This window comes from Virgibacillus sp. LDC-1 (genome assembly GCF_030137545.1).
Classification (GTDB): Bacteria; Bacillota; Bacilli; order Bacillales; family Amphibacillaceae; genus LDC-1.
Window position 1 is genome coordinate 101,206 of the sequence record NZ_JARUVL010000007.1, and the last position, 17,471, is coordinate 118,676.

At 38.8% G+C, this 17,471-nt stretch carries 12 protein-coding genes; 9 read left to right on the forward strand and 3 right to left on the reverse strand.

The window, feature by feature from the left end:
* Nucleotides 1-156 precede the first annotated feature (156 nt).
* Both QBK89_RS08270 and yhbH read left to right on the forward strand, forming a co-directional pair.
* Nucleotides 157-2,052 carry a PrkA family serine protein kinase gene (locus tag QBK89_RS08270; protein ID WP_284140568.1) on the forward strand — a complete coding sequence of 632 codons (1,896 nt, stop codon included), beginning with the start codon at nucleotides 157-159 and terminating at the stop codon, nucleotides 2,050-2,052.
* Nucleotides 2,053-2,210: 158 nt separating this feature from the next.
* Nucleotides 2,211-3,377: a sporulation protein YhbH gene (yhbH, locus tag QBK89_RS08275; protein WP_284140569.1), complete on the forward strand. Its 1,167-nt coding sequence runs from the start codon at nucleotides 2,211-2,213 to the stop codon at nucleotides 3,375-3,377.
* A gap of 192 nt (nucleotides 3,378-3,569) precedes the next feature.
* On the opposite strand, the gene ymzB is transcribed toward yhbH, so the two are convergent.
* Nucleotides 3,570-3,917, reverse strand: coding sequence for a protein YmzB (gene ymzB, locus QBK89_RS08280; protein WP_284140570.1), 348 nt, complete (start codon nucleotides 3,915-3,917; stop codon nucleotides 3,570-3,572).
* Nucleotides 3,918-4,326: 409 nt separating this feature from the next.
* Here ymzB and QBK89_RS08285 point away from each other — a divergent pair, with 409 nt between their 5' ends.
* Entirely contained in the window at nucleotides 4,327-5,739 is a 1,413-nt protein-coding gene (locus QBK89_RS08285; protein ID WP_284140571.1) for a SpoVR family protein, read from the forward strand.
* An 81-nt stretch (nucleotides 5,740-5,820) separates the two neighbouring features.
* Here QBK89_RS08285 and QBK89_RS08290 read toward each other — a convergent pair whose 3' ends face one another.
* Nucleotides 5,821-7,875, reverse strand: a complete 2,055-nt coding sequence (locus tag QBK89_RS08290; protein WP_284140572.1) for an RNA polymerase sigma factor — start codon at nucleotides 7,873-7,875, stop codon at nucleotides 5,821-5,823.
* A 166-nt stretch (nucleotides 7,876-8,041) separates the two neighbouring features.
* Nucleotides 8,042-9,502, reverse strand: a complete 1,461-nt coding sequence (locus QBK89_RS08295) for a potassium/proton antiporter (RefSeq protein WP_284140573.1) — start codon at nucleotides 9,500-9,502, stop codon at nucleotides 8,042-8,044.
* A 226-nt stretch (nucleotides 9,503-9,728) separates the two neighbouring features.
* Between QBK89_RS08295 and QBK89_RS08300 the strand changes: the two genes are divergently transcribed.
* The 6 genes from QBK89_RS08300 to QBK89_RS08325 all read left to right on the forward strand — a co-directional run bounded on the left by QBK89_RS08300 (nucleotide 9,729) and on the right by QBK89_RS08325 (nucleotide 17,469).
* The gene (locus QBK89_RS08300; RefSeq protein WP_284140574.1) at nucleotides 9,729-10,895 is read left to right on the forward strand and encodes a TraB/GumN family protein; all 1,167 of its coding nucleotides are present in this window, start codon (nucleotides 9,729-9,731) and stop codon (nucleotides 10,893-10,895) included.
* 230 nt (nucleotides 10,896-11,125) lie between these two features.
* Nucleotides 11,126-11,557: a DUF5392 family protein gene (locus QBK89_RS08305; RefSeq protein ID WP_284140575.1), complete on the forward strand. Its 432-nt coding sequence runs from the start codon at nucleotides 11,126-11,128 to the stop codon at nucleotides 11,555-11,557.
* 161 nt (nucleotides 11,558-11,718) lie between these two features.
* Complete coding sequence (locus QBK89_RS08310; RefSeq protein WP_284140576.1) at nucleotides 11,719-12,963, forward strand: MFS transporter; 1,245 nt, start codon at nucleotides 11,719-11,721, stop codon at nucleotides 12,961-12,963.
* A 199-nt stretch (nucleotides 12,964-13,162) separates the two neighbouring features.
* Complete coding sequence (gene htpG, locus QBK89_RS08315) at nucleotides 13,163-15,043, forward strand: molecular chaperone HtpG (protein WP_284140577.1); 1,881 nt, start codon at nucleotides 13,163-13,165, stop codon at nucleotides 15,041-15,043.
* Nucleotides 15,044-15,169: 126 nt separating this feature from the next.
* Nucleotides 15,170-15,613, forward strand: a complete 444-nt coding sequence (locus tag QBK89_RS08320) for a hypothetical protein (protein WP_284140578.1) — start codon at nucleotides 15,170-15,172, stop codon at nucleotides 15,611-15,613.
* A 125-nt stretch (nucleotides 15,614-15,738) separates the two neighbouring features.
* Nucleotides 15,739-17,469: a methyl-accepting chemotaxis protein gene (locus QBK89_RS08325; protein ID WP_284140579.1), complete on the forward strand. Its 1,731-nt coding sequence runs from the start codon at nucleotides 15,739-15,741 to the stop codon at nucleotides 17,467-17,469.
* Nucleotides 17,470-17,471 lie beyond the last annotated feature (2 nt).

Genomic DNA, 17,471 nt, shown 5'->3' on the forward strand with positions numbered 1-17,471 from the left:
TCGAGTAATGTCAATGATAGTTTACTATTGTTTTGTAAATTAAGTCAAAAGTACTTATTTTATGTAAAAAAATAGACAGAATTTAGAGTGAAAAGAATCATTATTTCGCCCGCAGCATAGATTATAAGAAACCGCAAACTACATGGAGGGAAAAGCATGGATATTCTTAATAAGGTGAAGAGCTATCGGGAGGAAGAACAGCAGCTAAAGTGGGAAGGAACGTTTGCGGAGTATCTTCAAATCATAAAACAACGACCAGAAGTTGCCCAGACAGCTCACTCACGTGTGTACAACATGATAAAAAGTGCAGGAGTGAAGGAGAAGGACGGTAGACGTGTATATGATTTCTTTGGGGATGAAATTTTTGGACTTGAGGCCTCTATTGAAAACTTAGTGGAAGAGTATTTTCATCCAGCAGCTAAACGGCTAGATGTTCGGAAGCGGATTCTGTTATTGATGGGGCCAGTAAGTGGAGGTAAATCGACCATTGTAACGATGCTTAAACGGGGGTTAGAACAATATACGAGAACGGACGAAGGTGCTGTTTATGCAATCAAAGGCTGTCCGATGCATGAAGATCCACTCCATCTCATTCCACATCATTTGCGAGCGGATTTTTATCAGGAGTATGGAATTCGTATTGAAGGCAGCTTGTCTCCATTAAATACAATGCGGTTAGAGAAGGAATATGGAGGCAGAATTGAAGATGTTGAAGTAGAGCGAATTTTTTTGTCCGAGGATAAGCGCGTCGGAATCGGTACCTTTAGTCCTTCTGACCCAAAATCACAGGACATCGCAGACTTAACCGGGAGTATTGATTTTTCTACCATCGCAGATTATGGCTCGGAATCTGATCCACGGGCATATCGATTTGATGGGGAGTTGAATAAGGCGAATCGTGGAATGATGGAATTCCAGGAAATGCTTAAATGCGATGAGAAGTTTCTGTGGCACTTACTTTCCTTAACACAGGAGGGGAATTTCAAAGCAGGTAGATTTGCACTAATCTCAGCAGATGAATTAATTATTGCGCACACGAATGAAGCCGAGTATCGCGCATTTATTTCTAATAAAAAGAATGAGGCGCTTCATTCGCGCATTATTGTAATGCCGATTCCTTATAATCTACGAGTAAGTGAGGAAGAAAGAATTTATAAAAAAATGATTCAACAAAGTGATATGGCCCATGTGCATATTGCACCACATGCATTGCGTGTTGCAGCTATTTTTACTATTTTAACACGCTTACAGGAATCGAAGAAAAACGGCGTCGATATTGTGAAAAAAATGCGCCTCTATGATGGGGAGCATGTAGAAGGCTATAACCAAATCGACGTAGATGAGCTGAAAAAAGAATTTCCTGATGAAGGGATGCACGGTATTGATCCGCGTTATGTAATTAATCGGATATCATCAACGATTATTAGGAAGGACGTTCCAGCTATAAATGCCCTTGATGTGCTTCGTTCCCTGAAGGATGGACTTGATCAGCACCCTTCTATTTCAGCGGAGGATAAAGAAAGGTATATGAATTATATTTCCGTTGCACGTAAGGAGTATGATGAAATAGCGAAAAAAGAAGTACAGAAAGCATTTGTCTATTCTTATGAAGAATCTGCAAAGACGTTGATGGATAATTATCTTGATAATGTAGAAGCGTATTGTAATAAAAATAAACTAAAGGACCCATTAACAGGAGAAGAAATGCAACCAGATGAAAAGCTCATGCGTTCTATTGAAGAACAGATCGGTATTTCAGAAAATGCAAAACGATCCTTTCGAGAAGAAATTCTCATTTCCATTTCGGCTTTTGCAAGAAAAGGAAAAAGCTTTAATTATAATTCTCATGATCGGTTGCGAGAAGCGATTCAGAAAAAGCTTTTCGCCGATTTAAAGGATATCGTAAAAATAACGACTTCTTCTAAAACACCGGATGAACAGCAATTAAAGAAAATTAATGAGGTTGTTGCAAGATTAATTGATGAATATGGTTATAACTCCGTTTCCGCAAATGAGCTGTTGCGATATGTTGGAAGCTTGCTGAATCGATAATGAAAATAACTGACCGCCGTATCCAAAGGATATGGCGGTTCGTTTCTAGGCTGCTATCGGAACTAATCGTTTAAAGCAAACGAACTTGTTCATACTGGCATATAATATTGGAAAGCGGAAATGATGTTGGTTTATAAAATATAGAAGGTGGGGATGGTATGCAGGAGGAGAATGGAAGTTTTGTTGTTTCCAAGGAAGACTGGTCTCTCCATCGAAAAGGGTTTCAGGATCAGCAGCGTCATATGGATAAAGTGAAGGACGCGATGAAAAATAATCTTCCAGATCTCATTACAGAAGAAAGTATTATTTTGTCAAATGGTCGAGATGTCATCAAAATCCCGATTCGTTCTTTAGATGAATATAAAATTCGGTATAACTACGATAAATCAAAGCATGTAGGACAGGGAGATGGAGATAGCCAGGTAGGAGATGTCATCGCACGAGCGCCGAGCAATGAAAGCAAAGGTGCTGGAGGCGCAGGTGAAGGAGAAGGGGGAAACCAGCCAGGCAGTGATTATTATGAAGCAGATGTATCGTTAGCGGAGCTAGAGGAAGAATTGTTTAAATCGTTAGAGCTACCTAATCTCCAAGAAAAAGAAAATGCCGAGGTGACGGTTGAAAAAGTTGAATTTAATGATGTTCGTAAAAAAGGTTTAATGGGAAATGTCGATAAAAAACGAACCATTTTGACAGCATTAAAACGAAATGCAACAGAAGGACGCCCATCGATAACACCGATTTATAATGATGATTTGCGCTTTAAAACTTGGAATGATGTAATTAATCCAGAATCGAATGCAGTTGTATTAGCGATGATGGATACGAGCGCCTCGATGGGGCCGTTTGCTAAGTATATCGCAAGAAGCTTCTTTTTTTGGACGACACGCTTTTTACGTTCGAAATATCAATCTGTGGAAATTGTCTTTATTGCCCATCATACGGAAGCGAAGGTTGTTTCAGAGAAAGACTTTTTTGCCAAAGGAGAAAGCGGTGGAACGATATGCTCCTCTGCCTACAGAAAAGCATTGGAGTTAATTGAGGAAAAATATACGCCTTCCCGTTATAATATTTATCCTTTTCATTTTTCAGATGGAGAAAATTTCACCTCTGATAACTCGAAAAGCTTAGAGCTAGTGCATGAAATCTTACAGGTGGCCAATATGTTTGGCTATGGCGAAGTAAACACTTATAATCGCTACTCCATCCTAATGAAAACGTTCCAAGAAATTGACGACCCGAAATTTAGACGGCATATTTTAAAAGAAAAGCGCGATGTGTATGAAGCAATGAAAGCATTTTTTAGAAAAGAAAAGATGCACGTATAGAGCTGAATAAGCGCATTTGAATCAAGTCGGCCTCAACAAACTCGGAAAAGAAAGCTTTTCCGAGTTTGTTTTTCGACGTACAGGACGTAGCGGCTTTAGTCTGCCGTTCTCAATGGACTAGGAACGCTTTGGTAACGAAGCCTCACATAAAGAAAAAGTGATCTTCTAATTCTCACTCTTGTCGCTTTACTATTATGATTCTAGGGAAATCCGATAAACACCTCGATCCGTAGTAAGGAGAAATTGTTCTCCATCAAACTCATATAACGATGTGTCTTCTAGTGGGATTTCATAGCTTGCGTCTGGTAGCGGCTGATAGCCTTGTGATGATTCGATTTCACCTTCTCCATTTAAGATAAGTGTATGCATTGCTTCATACTGATCCAATCTACGTGTATGGCTTTCATAGGCAATATCTGTCAGGTTCATATGAATTTCGTCCTTATCCGTTAGTTCGATTTTTTCAATTTTTATATGCTTCCCATTCCATTGTTTAAGCTGTTGATCTAGTTGTTCAATCGATAAAAATTGGTGTTCCATCATCATCCCTCCTCTTATTAGATTCTCCCTTTAAAAAGGAAACATACCGAAATTGTTTGATTTCAATCGTCTTTATCTCATTGCGAAAAATCTCTATTTTATACGTTGCTAAACGGTCGCTTGCGCTTTTCTTAGTTAGAAAAAATGGTTAAATAATAGGCTTTGTTAATTTTTTATGCATAAACTGTCATGTCTAGCTCCAGCGCCCAGCAACTAGTAAACTTCCCACTTCTTCACTACGATAAGTCAACATCGGTTTCCTTGAGGTTACCGTGTTTCCTTTATCTCATTGCGAAGTGCTCCAGTTTATACGTTGCTAACCGGTCGCTTGCGCTTTTCTTAGTGAAATCAAGGTCAACATTCTAGTCCTGTTTCATAAACTATAGAAAGGAATTCTGGAGGGATCACATTGACAGATACAAAGGAGCTCGAGCAGGCAATTGGCGAAATAACAGAAATCGCATCAGGCTTTGGATTAGATTTTTATCCAATGCGCTACGAAGTGTGTCCTGCGGAAATTATCTACACATTTGGCGCTTATGGCATGCCTACTCGATTCACACATTGGAGCTTTGGAAAGCAATTTCATAAGATGAAGCTACATTATGACCTTGGATTAAGCCAAATTTATGAGTTAGTTATTAATTCAAATCCATGCTATGCATTTTTGCTGGATACAAACACGTTGATTCAAAATAAGTTAATTATTGCGCATGTCCTAGCGCATTGTGATTTTTTCAAAAACAATGTCCGATTTTCCAATACGAGGCGTGATATGGTAGAAAGTATGACAGCGACGGCAGAGCGAATTGCCCATTATGAACTAGTCCATGGCAAGGAGGAGGTAGAACGCTTTCTAGACGCCGTATTATCCATTCAAGAACACATCGACCCGTCCATCACAAGACCGCAATTACAGCGTGAAGCATGGGATGAAGTGGAGCCGGAGGAGAAGAAGGTAACACCATATGACGATTTATGGAAGCTAGATCAAAAAGCAACCGATCAAAAGCCGAAAAAGCAAAAACGGCGTCACATTCCTCCACAACCAGAAAAGGATTTATTATTATTTATTGAACAATATAGTCAGGAGCTTGAAGACTGGCAATGTGATATTTTAACGATGATGCGTGAAGAAATGCTTTATTTCTGGCCGCAGCTCGAAACAAAAATCATGAACGAAGGCTGGGCTTCCTACTGGCATCAACGCATCCTGCGTGAGATGGATTTAACCCCTGATGAAGTGGTTGAATTCGCCAAATTAAATGCGAATGTCGTGCAGCCATCGAAAAAGCAAATTAATCCGTATTATTTAGGGCTAAAAATATTTGAGGATATTGAGGCGCGCTATAATGAACCAACAAAAGAGATGCAAGAGCGCGGTGTTGAGCAAGGATCTGGACGTGAAAAGATATTTGAAGTGCGTGAGATCGATTCCGATATTTCCTTTATCCGCAATTATTTAACAAAGGAGCTTGTAGCACGCGAAGATTTGTATTTGTTTGAGAAGCAAGGGAATATGTATCGCATTACCGATAAGGATTATACACATGTTCGAGATCAGCTTGTTTCCATGCGTGTGAATGGGGGATTTCCATATATCGTCGTCGTTGATGGGGATTATATGCGGAATGGAGAGCTTTATTTAGAGCATCGCTACGAGGGAATGGAGCTAGATCTTAGTTATTTAGAAAAGGTGTTGCCATACATTTATCAGCTGTGGGGGCGCGTCGTTCATCTGGAAACGCATGTAGAAGGCAGGTCTGTGCAGTTCACGTATGATGGACATAAAATGAATCGCCAGCTTTTATCCAGTAAGTAACTTGATATGAACACGCCCACTTTAAAAAGGTTCATTTAAAACGAGGAGCAGGTTTTTTCCTGCTCCTCTTTGACAAATCCTTTATTCCTTATTGATTTTAGGGTATTTTGCAGCGGCTTCCTCGGGAATAGCAATGCGAAAAGTTTCCACTTCATTAATATAGGAAAATAATAAATTGCTTAATGAAAAGTGTAAGGTATTTGCTTTTTCGACAAATGCCCGGTCATAGCTAATGTCTACAAATGAACTGCTGCGATAGACTGAATCTACCTGACTTGGGTTGACCCGCTCTCCTTTTTCGTTTGCTGTTTGTAAGGTCATTGGGATATCCTCTTCTTGGTGAAACGGATAAGCAGGCATAATTTGCTCTATAAGCTCCACTTTACTCTTTCCGGTCGTATCGAATTTGAACGATACGTCTAAACCAGATTCTTTATAAACAAAGGAATGAACGGAGAGTGCTTTATTTTTCACTTCAAATAGCTTTTCTTCCTTTTTAGCAGTATAAGGGAGTTCCTTCGTTGCCACGATATCGTTATAGTCCGATACATCAACAGAAAATTGCATTGATTCGTCACTTTGAAGATCCAGCGTGTGGATATCTACATCCGCTTCCTCAGCTCTCGATAATAGTGGAGAGAAGAGTAACTGTACGTGATTATTGTCCATTCGGTAGTTATACCGAACATCATAACTGAAAATATGACTATTATTCAGATTGCGCAAGTTAGCATGGATATAATTTACCGTCATATTAGCTGGCTTTTCAATTGTTCCATGTACGATTATTTCTGATAAGCCTAAATCAAGCGACTCTAAATGAAAAGTAACGTCTTCACGAGTGAGTGATTGATTAATGGCGATTTTTTCAATATGCTGCTGTTTCCGATCAAAAAAAATCGGAAATTCGACATCCGCCGCTTCCATACTCCTACCAAAATAATCAATGAAGATATCCGTGACAATTAATTCATCTCGTTTTACCATTGGCGCTTCTTCCTGTGAAATCGATCCACGCAACACCCCGTATAATCGACCTTCAAAAACAACACCAAGCTCATCTCCAAACCGCGAGAAAAAATCAATGGAACTATTCATGCTTTCTTCTGAGAGAAAATCAATGGTTAGGAATTCGTTAGATACAAACTGTTCCTCTGGTACGTCAATACTATAGTAAACCAATGTTTCTATCGAATTAGACCAGGTCTTTTCAATGGTAAGCGAAACATTTTCGGCTAGTTGATAGGTTTGATTAGAAGGCGCAACTTGTCCTGCTTGCTCTGCCTCACGTAGTCCAGCAGTTGTAGAATAGAAAAAATCATCCACTTGTTTTCTAGAGTTTACTTTACTAAACAATAATTCCACTTGTTGATTTTCTGTTTGGTATGCACCTTGCTCTTCGACAATCGTCTCTTCTTGTTCTTCTGGTTGTTCTTCTTTCTTAGAAGCATTATCAGCAGGGTTTTCTAGCATGAGTTTCATGGCAACGAATAGTAAAACAAGTGCACCAATGCCAACAAGGGCTTTTGATCTGGCTATCCTTGTTGTTTGTTTTTGCTGGCGGTTTTTTTCGATGAAGCGATCAAAATCTGCCTTCGTAAAATAGGCTTCATTTCCAAGAAAGTTATAGAAGTCATCTTTCGTTAATTGATCCATGGCAATTGCTTTCTCGTCCACAAGTGCAAGCTGTTTTTCTGCTGTTTCCAGCTTTAGGTTAACTATTTTACTTACTTCAGTTAAATTAAAACGATATATGTAATGCAGGAGAATAATAGCTCGTTTCATCGGTGAGAGCTCCAATATTTCCTTTACGTCTTTTTGCTGTTGTGTAAAGACAGGAGGAAACGGAATGGAGGATGAAGCTTGCTTTTCATTGGAGAGGATTCGTTGCTGTATAGGGAGCCGTTGAGCTTGTTTACACTGCTTGAAAGCAATTTGAAAAATGACGGAACGAAAGGAAGCGGAAAAGTCTTGTTTCTGTAGTTTTTTAAACGCTACTTGTACTGTCTCTTGGAATATCGCTTCCATTTTTCCTTTGTTTCCAACATATGTATAAATAAATCGTTTGACGTCTTCGCCAATAGGCTCTAATTGCTTGAAAAAAAAGGCTTCTTCGAGATTCATTTCATGTAACAACGGATATTCACCTCTTTATTTCTTTAAGGTTTAATGGATAATCATGTAGATTTCTTAGCTGTTTGAAGTTTCACATAATTATAACATACACTATTTTGAATCGTAATACAGAAAAAGCCCCCAACAAATCGTTAAAGCTGTTTGAGGGGAGCTCTTGTCATCTCTATTATGTTTGTTTTCGCCTTTTTTGAGGCTTTCCTAACAATACTACCTTGGCTTTTTCACGGCTTTGTTTATTTCCAAGGACGAATAACGTATCTTCATCTTGAAGAATCGTGCTTCCTGTCGGGGTAAGTAGCTTGTCTTCCCGAATCACACCGATAATAAGTGTATTAGTTGGAAGCTCTAAATCGGTTAATGATGTATTCACTGCAGGGGAGCTATCGGTAATGGTTACCTCCATTATTTCTGAATCAGTTTTTCCAAGGTTGATTAATTCAAAGCTAGAGGTTCGATTTTCTTTTCGATCACTTGTCAGCTTTAATTTTGCCGCGAGCCATGATAATGTGCTTCCTTGCACTAAAGCGGAAATGAGCACAACGAAAAACACCGCATTAAAGATTAGCTGACTGCTTTCAACCCCTGCAATAATTGGATAGGTGGCTAGAACGATTGGAACAGCTCCTTTTAATCCAGCCCATGAGATAAATAACTTTTCCTTCACATGGTATTTAGAAAATAGCATGCAAATAAATACAGCTGCTGGGCGAGCGATTAACGTGAGAATAGCTGCGAGAATAATTCCTTGCCAGAAAACATGAATTAACTGATTCGGAAAAACGAGTAATCCTAAGATAATAAACATTACGATTTGCATCATCCATGCAAAGCCTTCATTGAAACGTAAAATCGAAAAGCGATGCATTAAATCGCTATTCCCCACAAAGATTGCCATGACATAAACAGCGAGTAAGCCACTTCCATTTAAATAATCGGTAAGTGCGTACGTGAAGATGGCAGCACTCATCGCTAATACAGGATAAAGTCCTGCAGTATCGAGTTTAATATTGTTAATAATATAGATTGTCGTTTTACCTAATATAACACCTAATACAAGACCGAGTATCATTTGAAGAAAGAAAAAACCAATGGTATCCCAGACCGATGTCGAAGGAACTTGAATCATTTCAATCAATGCAATCGTTAAAAATACGGCCATTGGATCGTTTGAGCCTGATTCAGCTTCTAATGTTGCTGTGAGCTTTTTCTTAATATTTTTATTCCCAAGCACAGCAAAAACAGCAGCAGCATCTGTTGATCCAACGATGGCTCCAAATAACAATCCTTCTAATAAGGAAAGCTGCAATATATAGGTGGCGGCGATTCCAGTAATAACCGTTGTTAACAATACGCCTAGTGTTGCTAAAATTCCTGCGGTACCGACAACAGGACGCATATTTTCCCATTTGGTTTGTGTTCCACCATCAAATAAAATGATAATTAAAGCCATAATCCCAACAAATTGAGCAAAGGAAGCATTGTCAAAATATATGAATCTATTTAAAACCATTCCAGCTACTAAGAATAATACGAGTGAAGGTAAACCTAAGCGAGAAGAGAATCGAGCGGCAAGCACACCAATGATTAGCATGGTAGCAAATAAAAATATTAAAGTCCCAGTCTCCAAATGAATTACTCCTTTAAATGGATTACTTACTCTTATTTTACCTTTTTCATAGGAAAAGTCACAATGAAAGTAACTCCGTACGTAAATGATTTTTGCGTGGGATCGTAAAATCGCTACAATTTTACAGCCGAGTAGTTTATTATGGATAATATGAATACAATAAAATGAAACGTATATTAAAATGAATAATTTGCATCGATATTGCGATGATTAAGGAAGGTCGTTTATGTCCGAACAACATATTACACGTCTACATATAAATGATAAAGAATATATTCTAGTAGGAACTGCACACGTATCGAAGCATAGTGCGGATGAAGTAAAGGAAATAATCGAAAAAGAAAGGCCGGACACCATTTGTGTGGAGCTTGATGATCAAAGATATCAATCGATTCGAGAAGGAAACAGGTGGAAGGATACCGATATTTTTCAAATCATTAAGGATAAGAAAGCAACCTTGCTATTAATGAATTTAGCGATATCGTCCTTTCAAAGAAGAATGGCAAAGCAATTTGGCATTAGTCCTGGACAGGAAATGATTCAAGGCATTGATTCAGCCGAGCAAATTGGTGCCGATTTAGTGCTCGCGGATCGTAATATTCAGATTACCTTTTCACGTATTTGGGGCAATCTTGGCTGGAAAGGAAAGGCGATGCTCCTAACACAGGTAGTGGCGGGTATTTTTAGTAGAGAAACTATTTCTGAAGAAGAGCTGGAAAAAATGAAATCACAGGATATGATTGACTCCATGCTTCAGGAGTTTACGACGCATTTTCCGAGACTAAAAACACCGTTAATTGATGAACGCGATCAGTATCTGGCGCAAAAAATAAAAGAAGCGCCAGGTAATAAAGTTGTTGCTGTGCTCGGTGCTGCGCATGTTCCAGGGATTACAAAGCAAATCCATCATTCACATGATTTAGAGCGCTTGTCAGAGCTTCCGCCTAAATCGAAGCTTCCTAAAATTATTGGTTGGTCGATTCCAATCTTTATTTTGGCAATTATTGCGTACACATTTTTCGCAAATCCAACAGCAGGTTTACAGCAGACAATAAGTTGGATTTTATGGAATGGGTCCTTTTCCGCGATTGGTACGGCACTTGCTTTTGGTCATCCACTCGCTGTGTTAACGGCTTTTTTGGCAGCTCCATTAACATCGCTTAACCCACTGCTTGCTGCAGGATGGTTTGCCGGCTTTGTGCAAGCGTATATGCGCCGTCCAAGTGTTAAAGACTTTGATACATTATCAGAAGATGTTTTTAGCTTAAAGGGTTTTTGGAACAATAAGGTTACGCGTGTGCTTTTAGTTGTTGTGCTAGCGAACGTTGGAAGCTCGATCGGAACATTTATTGGTGGAGCTGATGTTATCCGTTTATTTATTCAAAACTTGTGATCGCTCTTTTTTGTAACAAAACATCATATGTGATATAATTAACATGAAAATAAAAGTGCTTCAAAGGGGAGTAGCATTGGAGTGGCTAGCCCATTCCAAAATAAAGTCGTCATTACATGGAGATTCTCCATCGGCTTTATTAAACATGAACTTGTTCAGCGAGACCTTTGCCGATATGGTAAAGATCTCGCTTTTTTTAAAATAGGATATAAATGAAAGGAAGGGATCGTATGAATTTATTTATGGGGGATATGCCGTTGTTCATAAAAAGGGAGCTTGAAAAGTTAAATGAAACGATTGCTCCATTGGCGAAGAAAGCTTCTAAATATGCGCTGTGGTCCTTGCCATTAATTAGTGTTTCTATTGTTAACCTTATCTTTTTATTGTTTTTCATGCCAGAAAGCTCAAATGTCGTAAGTCTTGTTGTATTTGCGGTGCTTGGAGCGGTAGGCTTTGCTTTGTCGAAGGAAGCAAAGTATCATAAAAAAGAAATTCATAAGCAAAGCAGAGACTATATGATCAAGCGGATTACTAGCAGTGATGCTGCCCCTGAACATTCCAAAGATAAATATGTTGCGCTTGTAAAAGGGCAACCAGTGCAAGCGATGCAACATTTTGTGAAGTTTTTAGAGGAAGAAAATCGCATAGATACCATTTATTAATTACTAATATGTCGCCCTAGCTTTTATAAGCTAGGGTTTTTTGTTGTTTAAGAAAGTTGTAAATATGCTGTCGCTTACCTATTTACTTTTTTAGCGAATGGGTCTAATATACTTAGGGACACGAAGTATTGTGTAATTGAATATTAAAGGTAGGGAATAGCGTGGCCTTTTTTCATGAATGGTCAAATCAGTTTAAATCGTATAATCAAAATATTAAATTAGCAATCGCTGCGAATATCTTTTCCCAAATTGGAATGGGAATGTTTATGGTTATTTATAACTTTTATATTCGGGCGCTTGGTTTAAATCAGGATGTAAATGGGCAAGTTATTGCGCTTACTGCACTAGCAACAGCAATTATTCTTGTGCCAGCAGGGATTATGAGTGATCGCCTAGGTAGAAAACGGGTCATGCTATTTGGCATATTTGGATCCGGTATTATTTTAATTCTACGCAGTGTTGTTGAGCCTACATCGTTATTACTTGCGACAGGATTTGCAACTGGTATTTTTACGGCATTTCTTCAAGTATCGACGATTCCGTGGCTAGCTGAAAATTCAAATCCGAAGCAACGGGTGCATCTTTTTAGCTTACATGCAGCATTGATAACAGCTGCTAATGTCATTGGAAGCATACTTGGTGGTGTATTAACAGATCTGTTTTCATTGGTCACCACGGAATTAATGAGTATACGTATCACCTTAATTATTGGTAGTGTGTTCTATTTAGTTGCTTTTTTCCCAATTACAAAAATGGTAGAAAGAAGACCAGTGAAACAAAAGGATGCGAATGTAAAAGTTGCTCCGGTGTTATTTTTCAAAGCAAATAAGGCTGGTATTAAAATTATTGCCCTTTTTGCATTAGCACAGCTATTAATAGGCTTTGGAAGTGGGCTCGTTATTCCTTATTTAAACTTATATTTTGCAGATCGCTTTCAGGCCTCTAATTCCATGATCGGTGTTATTATTTCTCTAGGGCAGGCAGCAACTGCAGTAGCAATGTTTATTGGTCCGCTCGTTGTGCAAAGGGTTGGGGAAGTCCGTGCAGTTGTTTATTTACAGCTTTCATCCTTGCCATTCCTGCTCTTAACTGCCTTTACGCAAAATTTATGGCTAGCAGGGCTCGGTTTTTTATTTCGTCAGGCATTAATGAATGCAGGTAACCCGATTCAAGCTTCCCTCATGATGTCGAAGGTTGATGATTCGATGAAGGGACTTGCTAATTCAGTGAATCAAATGGTATTCCAGCTCGGGTGGGCATTTATGGGGCCAGTTTCCACAACGATTGTATTACATTATGGCGCTTATTGGGGCTATGCACATATCTTTTCGATTACGGCCTGCTTATACTTGGTCGGTTCGTTATATTTTTTCTTTGTATTCCGGAAGCTAAAGACAGACAGTTAAGAAGAATAATATGCAGCACACGGACAATGAATGCGATTGTCCGTTTTTTGTTTTATCCATTGCATTTAATAAACAAGGATATAGAGTCGAACGATTGACAGCTTCTCATGAATATGGTATTTAATGTATTGGGTTAGCACTCTGTGATAGAGAGTGCTAAAATGGAAACGAGCCCTCATTAAAGAAAGGAGATATTACATTGGCTAAAAAACAATTTAAAGCAGAATCAAAGCGTTTGCTCGAAATGATGATTAATTCGATTTATTCACAGAAGGAAGTGTTCTTAAGAGAACTTATATCGAATGCGAGCGACGCGATAGATAAAATTTATTATAAGGCTTTGACAGATGATTCATTAAGCTTTAATAAGGATGATTACTATATAAAAATTGTATCGGACAAGGAAAACCGAACATTAACAATTAAAGATACAGGTATTGGGATGACAAAGGAAGAGCTAGAAAGCAATCTAGGTGTAATCGCCAAAAGTGGTTCTTTAGCTTTTAAAAACGAAAATGAAAGCAAAGACGGTCACGATATAATTGGGCAGTTTGGGGTTGGATTTTATGCGGCCTTCATGGTTGCTGATGTTGTAACAGTGTATAGTCGAGCGCTTGGCAGTGAAGAAGGCTGTAAGTGGGAGTCAAAGGGAGCAGACGGCTATACGATTACTGCCCATGAAAAGCAGGATGTCGGAACAGAAATTATTTTAAAAATCATGGAAAACAACGAAGATGAAAATTATGATGATTATTTAGATGAATATCGACTTCAGGAAATCATTAAAAAGTACTCTGATTTCATTCGCTACCCAATTAAAATGGACGTAACGAAAAGCAAGCCAAAAGAAGAAGGAAGCGAAGACTATGTGGACTTCGTTGAAGAAGAAACGATTAACAGCATGGTGCCGATTTGGAGAAAGAATAAGGATGAACTGACAGATGCGGATTATGCGCATTTTTACCAGGAAAAGCGCTATGGCTTCGATAAGCCATTAAAGCATATCCATATAAAAGTAGACGGAAATATACGCTATAATGCAATCTTGTTTATTCCTGAAAGCACCCCGTACGATTACTATACTGCGGAATATGAAAAAGGTCTGGAGCTCTACTCCAATGGTGTATTAATCATGGAGAAAAGTCCGGAGCTATTACCGGATTACTTTAGCTTTGTAAAAGGAATGGTAGATTCTGAGGATCTCTCCTTAAATATCTCGCGTGAAATGCTGCAGCATGACCGTCAGCTAAAGCTAATTGCTAAAAATATAACGAAAAAAATTAAGCAACAGCTACTACAGCTTCTTCGAGATGAGCGAGAAAGCTATGAAACATTTTATCAATCCTTTGGTCGCCAGCTAAAGTATGGGGTGTATAGTGAGTTTGGTGCGAATAAGGAAACGCTACAGGATTTGCTGCTTTTCTATTCTTCGACGGAAAAGAAATTAGTTTCCCTCGACGAATATGTTTCTAGAATGCCAGAAGAACAAAAATATATTTATTATGCTGCCGGTGAATCAAATGACCGTATTGAGAAGCTGCCACAAACAGAGCTTGTTGCGGATAAAGGATACGAGATTTTATACTTTACCGACGAAGTAGATGAGTTTGCCATTAAAATGCTAATGCAATATAAGGACAAGGAATTCCGTTCCGTATCTAGTGGAGATTTAGGCATTGACATGTCAGAGGAAAATGAAAAAGCAGAAGCGGAAGCAGATGCACAAAAGGATTTATTTGCCGAAATGAAAAAGCTGCTTGATGGCAAGGTGAAGGAAGTAAAAGTATCCAAACGTCTAAAGTCGCATCCTGTTTGTCTTTCAACCGATGGAGAAATTTCATTGGAAATGGAGAAAGTACTGAATGCGATGCCAAATAACCAACAGGTTAAAGCGGATAAAGTATTGGAAATCAATATTGACCATGAGGTATATCAATCATTGAAAACGGCCTTTGAGAAGGATAAAGAAAAATTTGCTTTGTATACTGGTTTGCTTTACAACCAAGCATTGCTCATTGAAGGGCTACCAGTAGTTGATCCAGTAGAATTTACAAATGATATTTGTAAAGTAATGGTGTAAAAGCACTTTCTAAATAAAGCTGCCTATAAGTCTTCAGTGGACTTAGTGGGTGGCTTTTTTCTTTTAGTGAGTAAAATGAAACAAAGTACGAGATTCTTTTCGTCTAACTTTAAAGGAGGCATCATCATGAAACACAATCTTTTTAAATTGTCGTTTTTATTAATTGTTGTGATGTTAATAGCCGTAGGGTGCAAGCTGGAGGGGGAACAAAAGGAACCGCCTCACATGCAAGTAAAGATTAATGAAATAACAATTGAGGCACAGCGAGGTTCATATAAATGGCAATATGGAAATCAACATGTTGTCGCTGATGCTGCGGCTCCTTTTCAAATCGCTGCTAACATGGATCCTGTCGTCGTTCCTGCAGGTGAATCTGCCAGCATTCTGTTTACCGATCAATCTGAACCGGAAATAGAAGCCTATCTATGGGAAGAGACGCGTTCGGGAACGCTTGAGGTGGATCAGAATGAATTAACACTCCCAGTGGAAACGGGTACTCATATTATTGAAGTGTTTGCTACATGGAAAGCAGGAGAAGCATCCTATACCTTTGTCGTGCTTGTTCAGTAAAATAGAAAATCGGTCCCGCTTGAATCTCACCACTGTAAATCAAACTTCACATTGAATTTACAGAAGCTTCACAGTGGGATGGTACAATAAGAATGGGTATATTGTACTATTCGGGAGGGCGGAAGGTGACTAAAAAGAATAAAGTACAAGACAAAAAGAGTAAGGCAATTAAACGTGCTTCGAATTATACGAAAAAGCATCTATCTATACGGATGCGCTTGCTCATTCTTTTTACTTTATCGATTATCTTATCTGTCGGAATCGTTGGAGCTGTATATTATACTAAAGCAAAAACGCTGACAGTTGAAAAAGTGGAGAATCGATTAGTTCGAGAAGTAGAGTTGATGGGACACATTGCAGAAAATCTAAAGTTTTTATATGTCAGTGATGAAGCTTATTTTATGCAGGAGCTAGAAAGGAACATTCGCTCCCAACAGGAAAAATTAAAAACAGAAGGGATGACCTCTTCTTATTATTCGATCTCCAATAAAAAGGCGACCCCATTTTTGGTAAATAATCCAGAAGCACCAAAACTTCCTAATTCGATTATAAATAAAATAACAGAGGCTGGAGCTGGTATTCTACATGCCCAAATAGGTGAGAAGGATTATACGTTTGCATTTCGGAAAATGGCAGATGTTAATGGGATATACGTGCTTGCCGTTCCCACTCATACATATATGCAAGCGATAAATGATATGGCCCGCTTTACATTTTTCATCGCCACAGGATTAATCGTTTTGGCAACGGTAGTTGTTGTGTTTTTTGTTCGAAGTATGACAACGCCTTTAGCACAGCTTCAAAAGACGATGCGAGGAGTTCTTGAGGGAAAATGGACGCTACCTGAAAAGGTTGATACGACAATCCCAGAAATTACGTCATTGTACACAAGCTATACAGCCATGGTGCATAGTATTCGAGAGATGCTAACCGAATTAAAGGATACGACGATACAGCTGGAGAACAAGGGAAGTGCATTACAACAATCATCAACAACTACCCTAGCTTCAAGTAATGATTTAGTGGAAGCAGTTAAGGCGGTAAAAGAAGGAGCAGAGCAAACTGCAAGCAGCTCTGAATCATCCATCACATCCTTTCACTCTATGCATAGAAAGCTGTTAGAAATGACGGCAAATATGGAGGAAGTTTCACAGAGCCAGGAAATAATGGCACAGACTGCAGCTGCTGGAGAAAGAAAAACAACTGATTTAATTCGAACGGTTGAAACATATGAGTACGATTTTGGTCAATTAAAAGCTGTTATACAGCAAGTTAGTGCGGATGCAGCAGCGATTAAGAAATTCGTTGTCGTTATTCATAAAATGGCGGAACAAACGGACTTATTAGCCCTGAACGCATCAATTGAAGCGGCTAGAGCAGGGGAAGCAGGAAAAGGGTTTGCGGTAGTAGCAAATGAGGTGAGAAAGCTTGCAGAGCATTCGAGACATGCAGCCAATAATATTACCAATTCGATTGCATCAATGGGGGAAATTACTAGTAAGGCGACAAGTGAGTTCACGCTAATGCATACTAAAACAATGGGGACGCTTCAGTTGTCAAGGGAAACAAAAATTTCTATCGAAAACATGATGGAAGATGTTTCGGCTGTGAGCACTCGGATGAGTGGGATGCGTGAAGAGCTCCAACAGATACATCAACAGCTTCCAGAGCTAGAATTGGCAACAGATCGTGTATCAGCTATTTCTCAAGAGACCTTAGCAAGTGTGGAAGAAATGCTGATAATCAGTGATACGCAAATAAAGCAAATGAGTGAAACACATCATATTGGAATAGAGCTTCGAGATCTATCAGAGGCATTGCATCATCATTCGCAGCGATTTGTATTAGAAGAATAAAA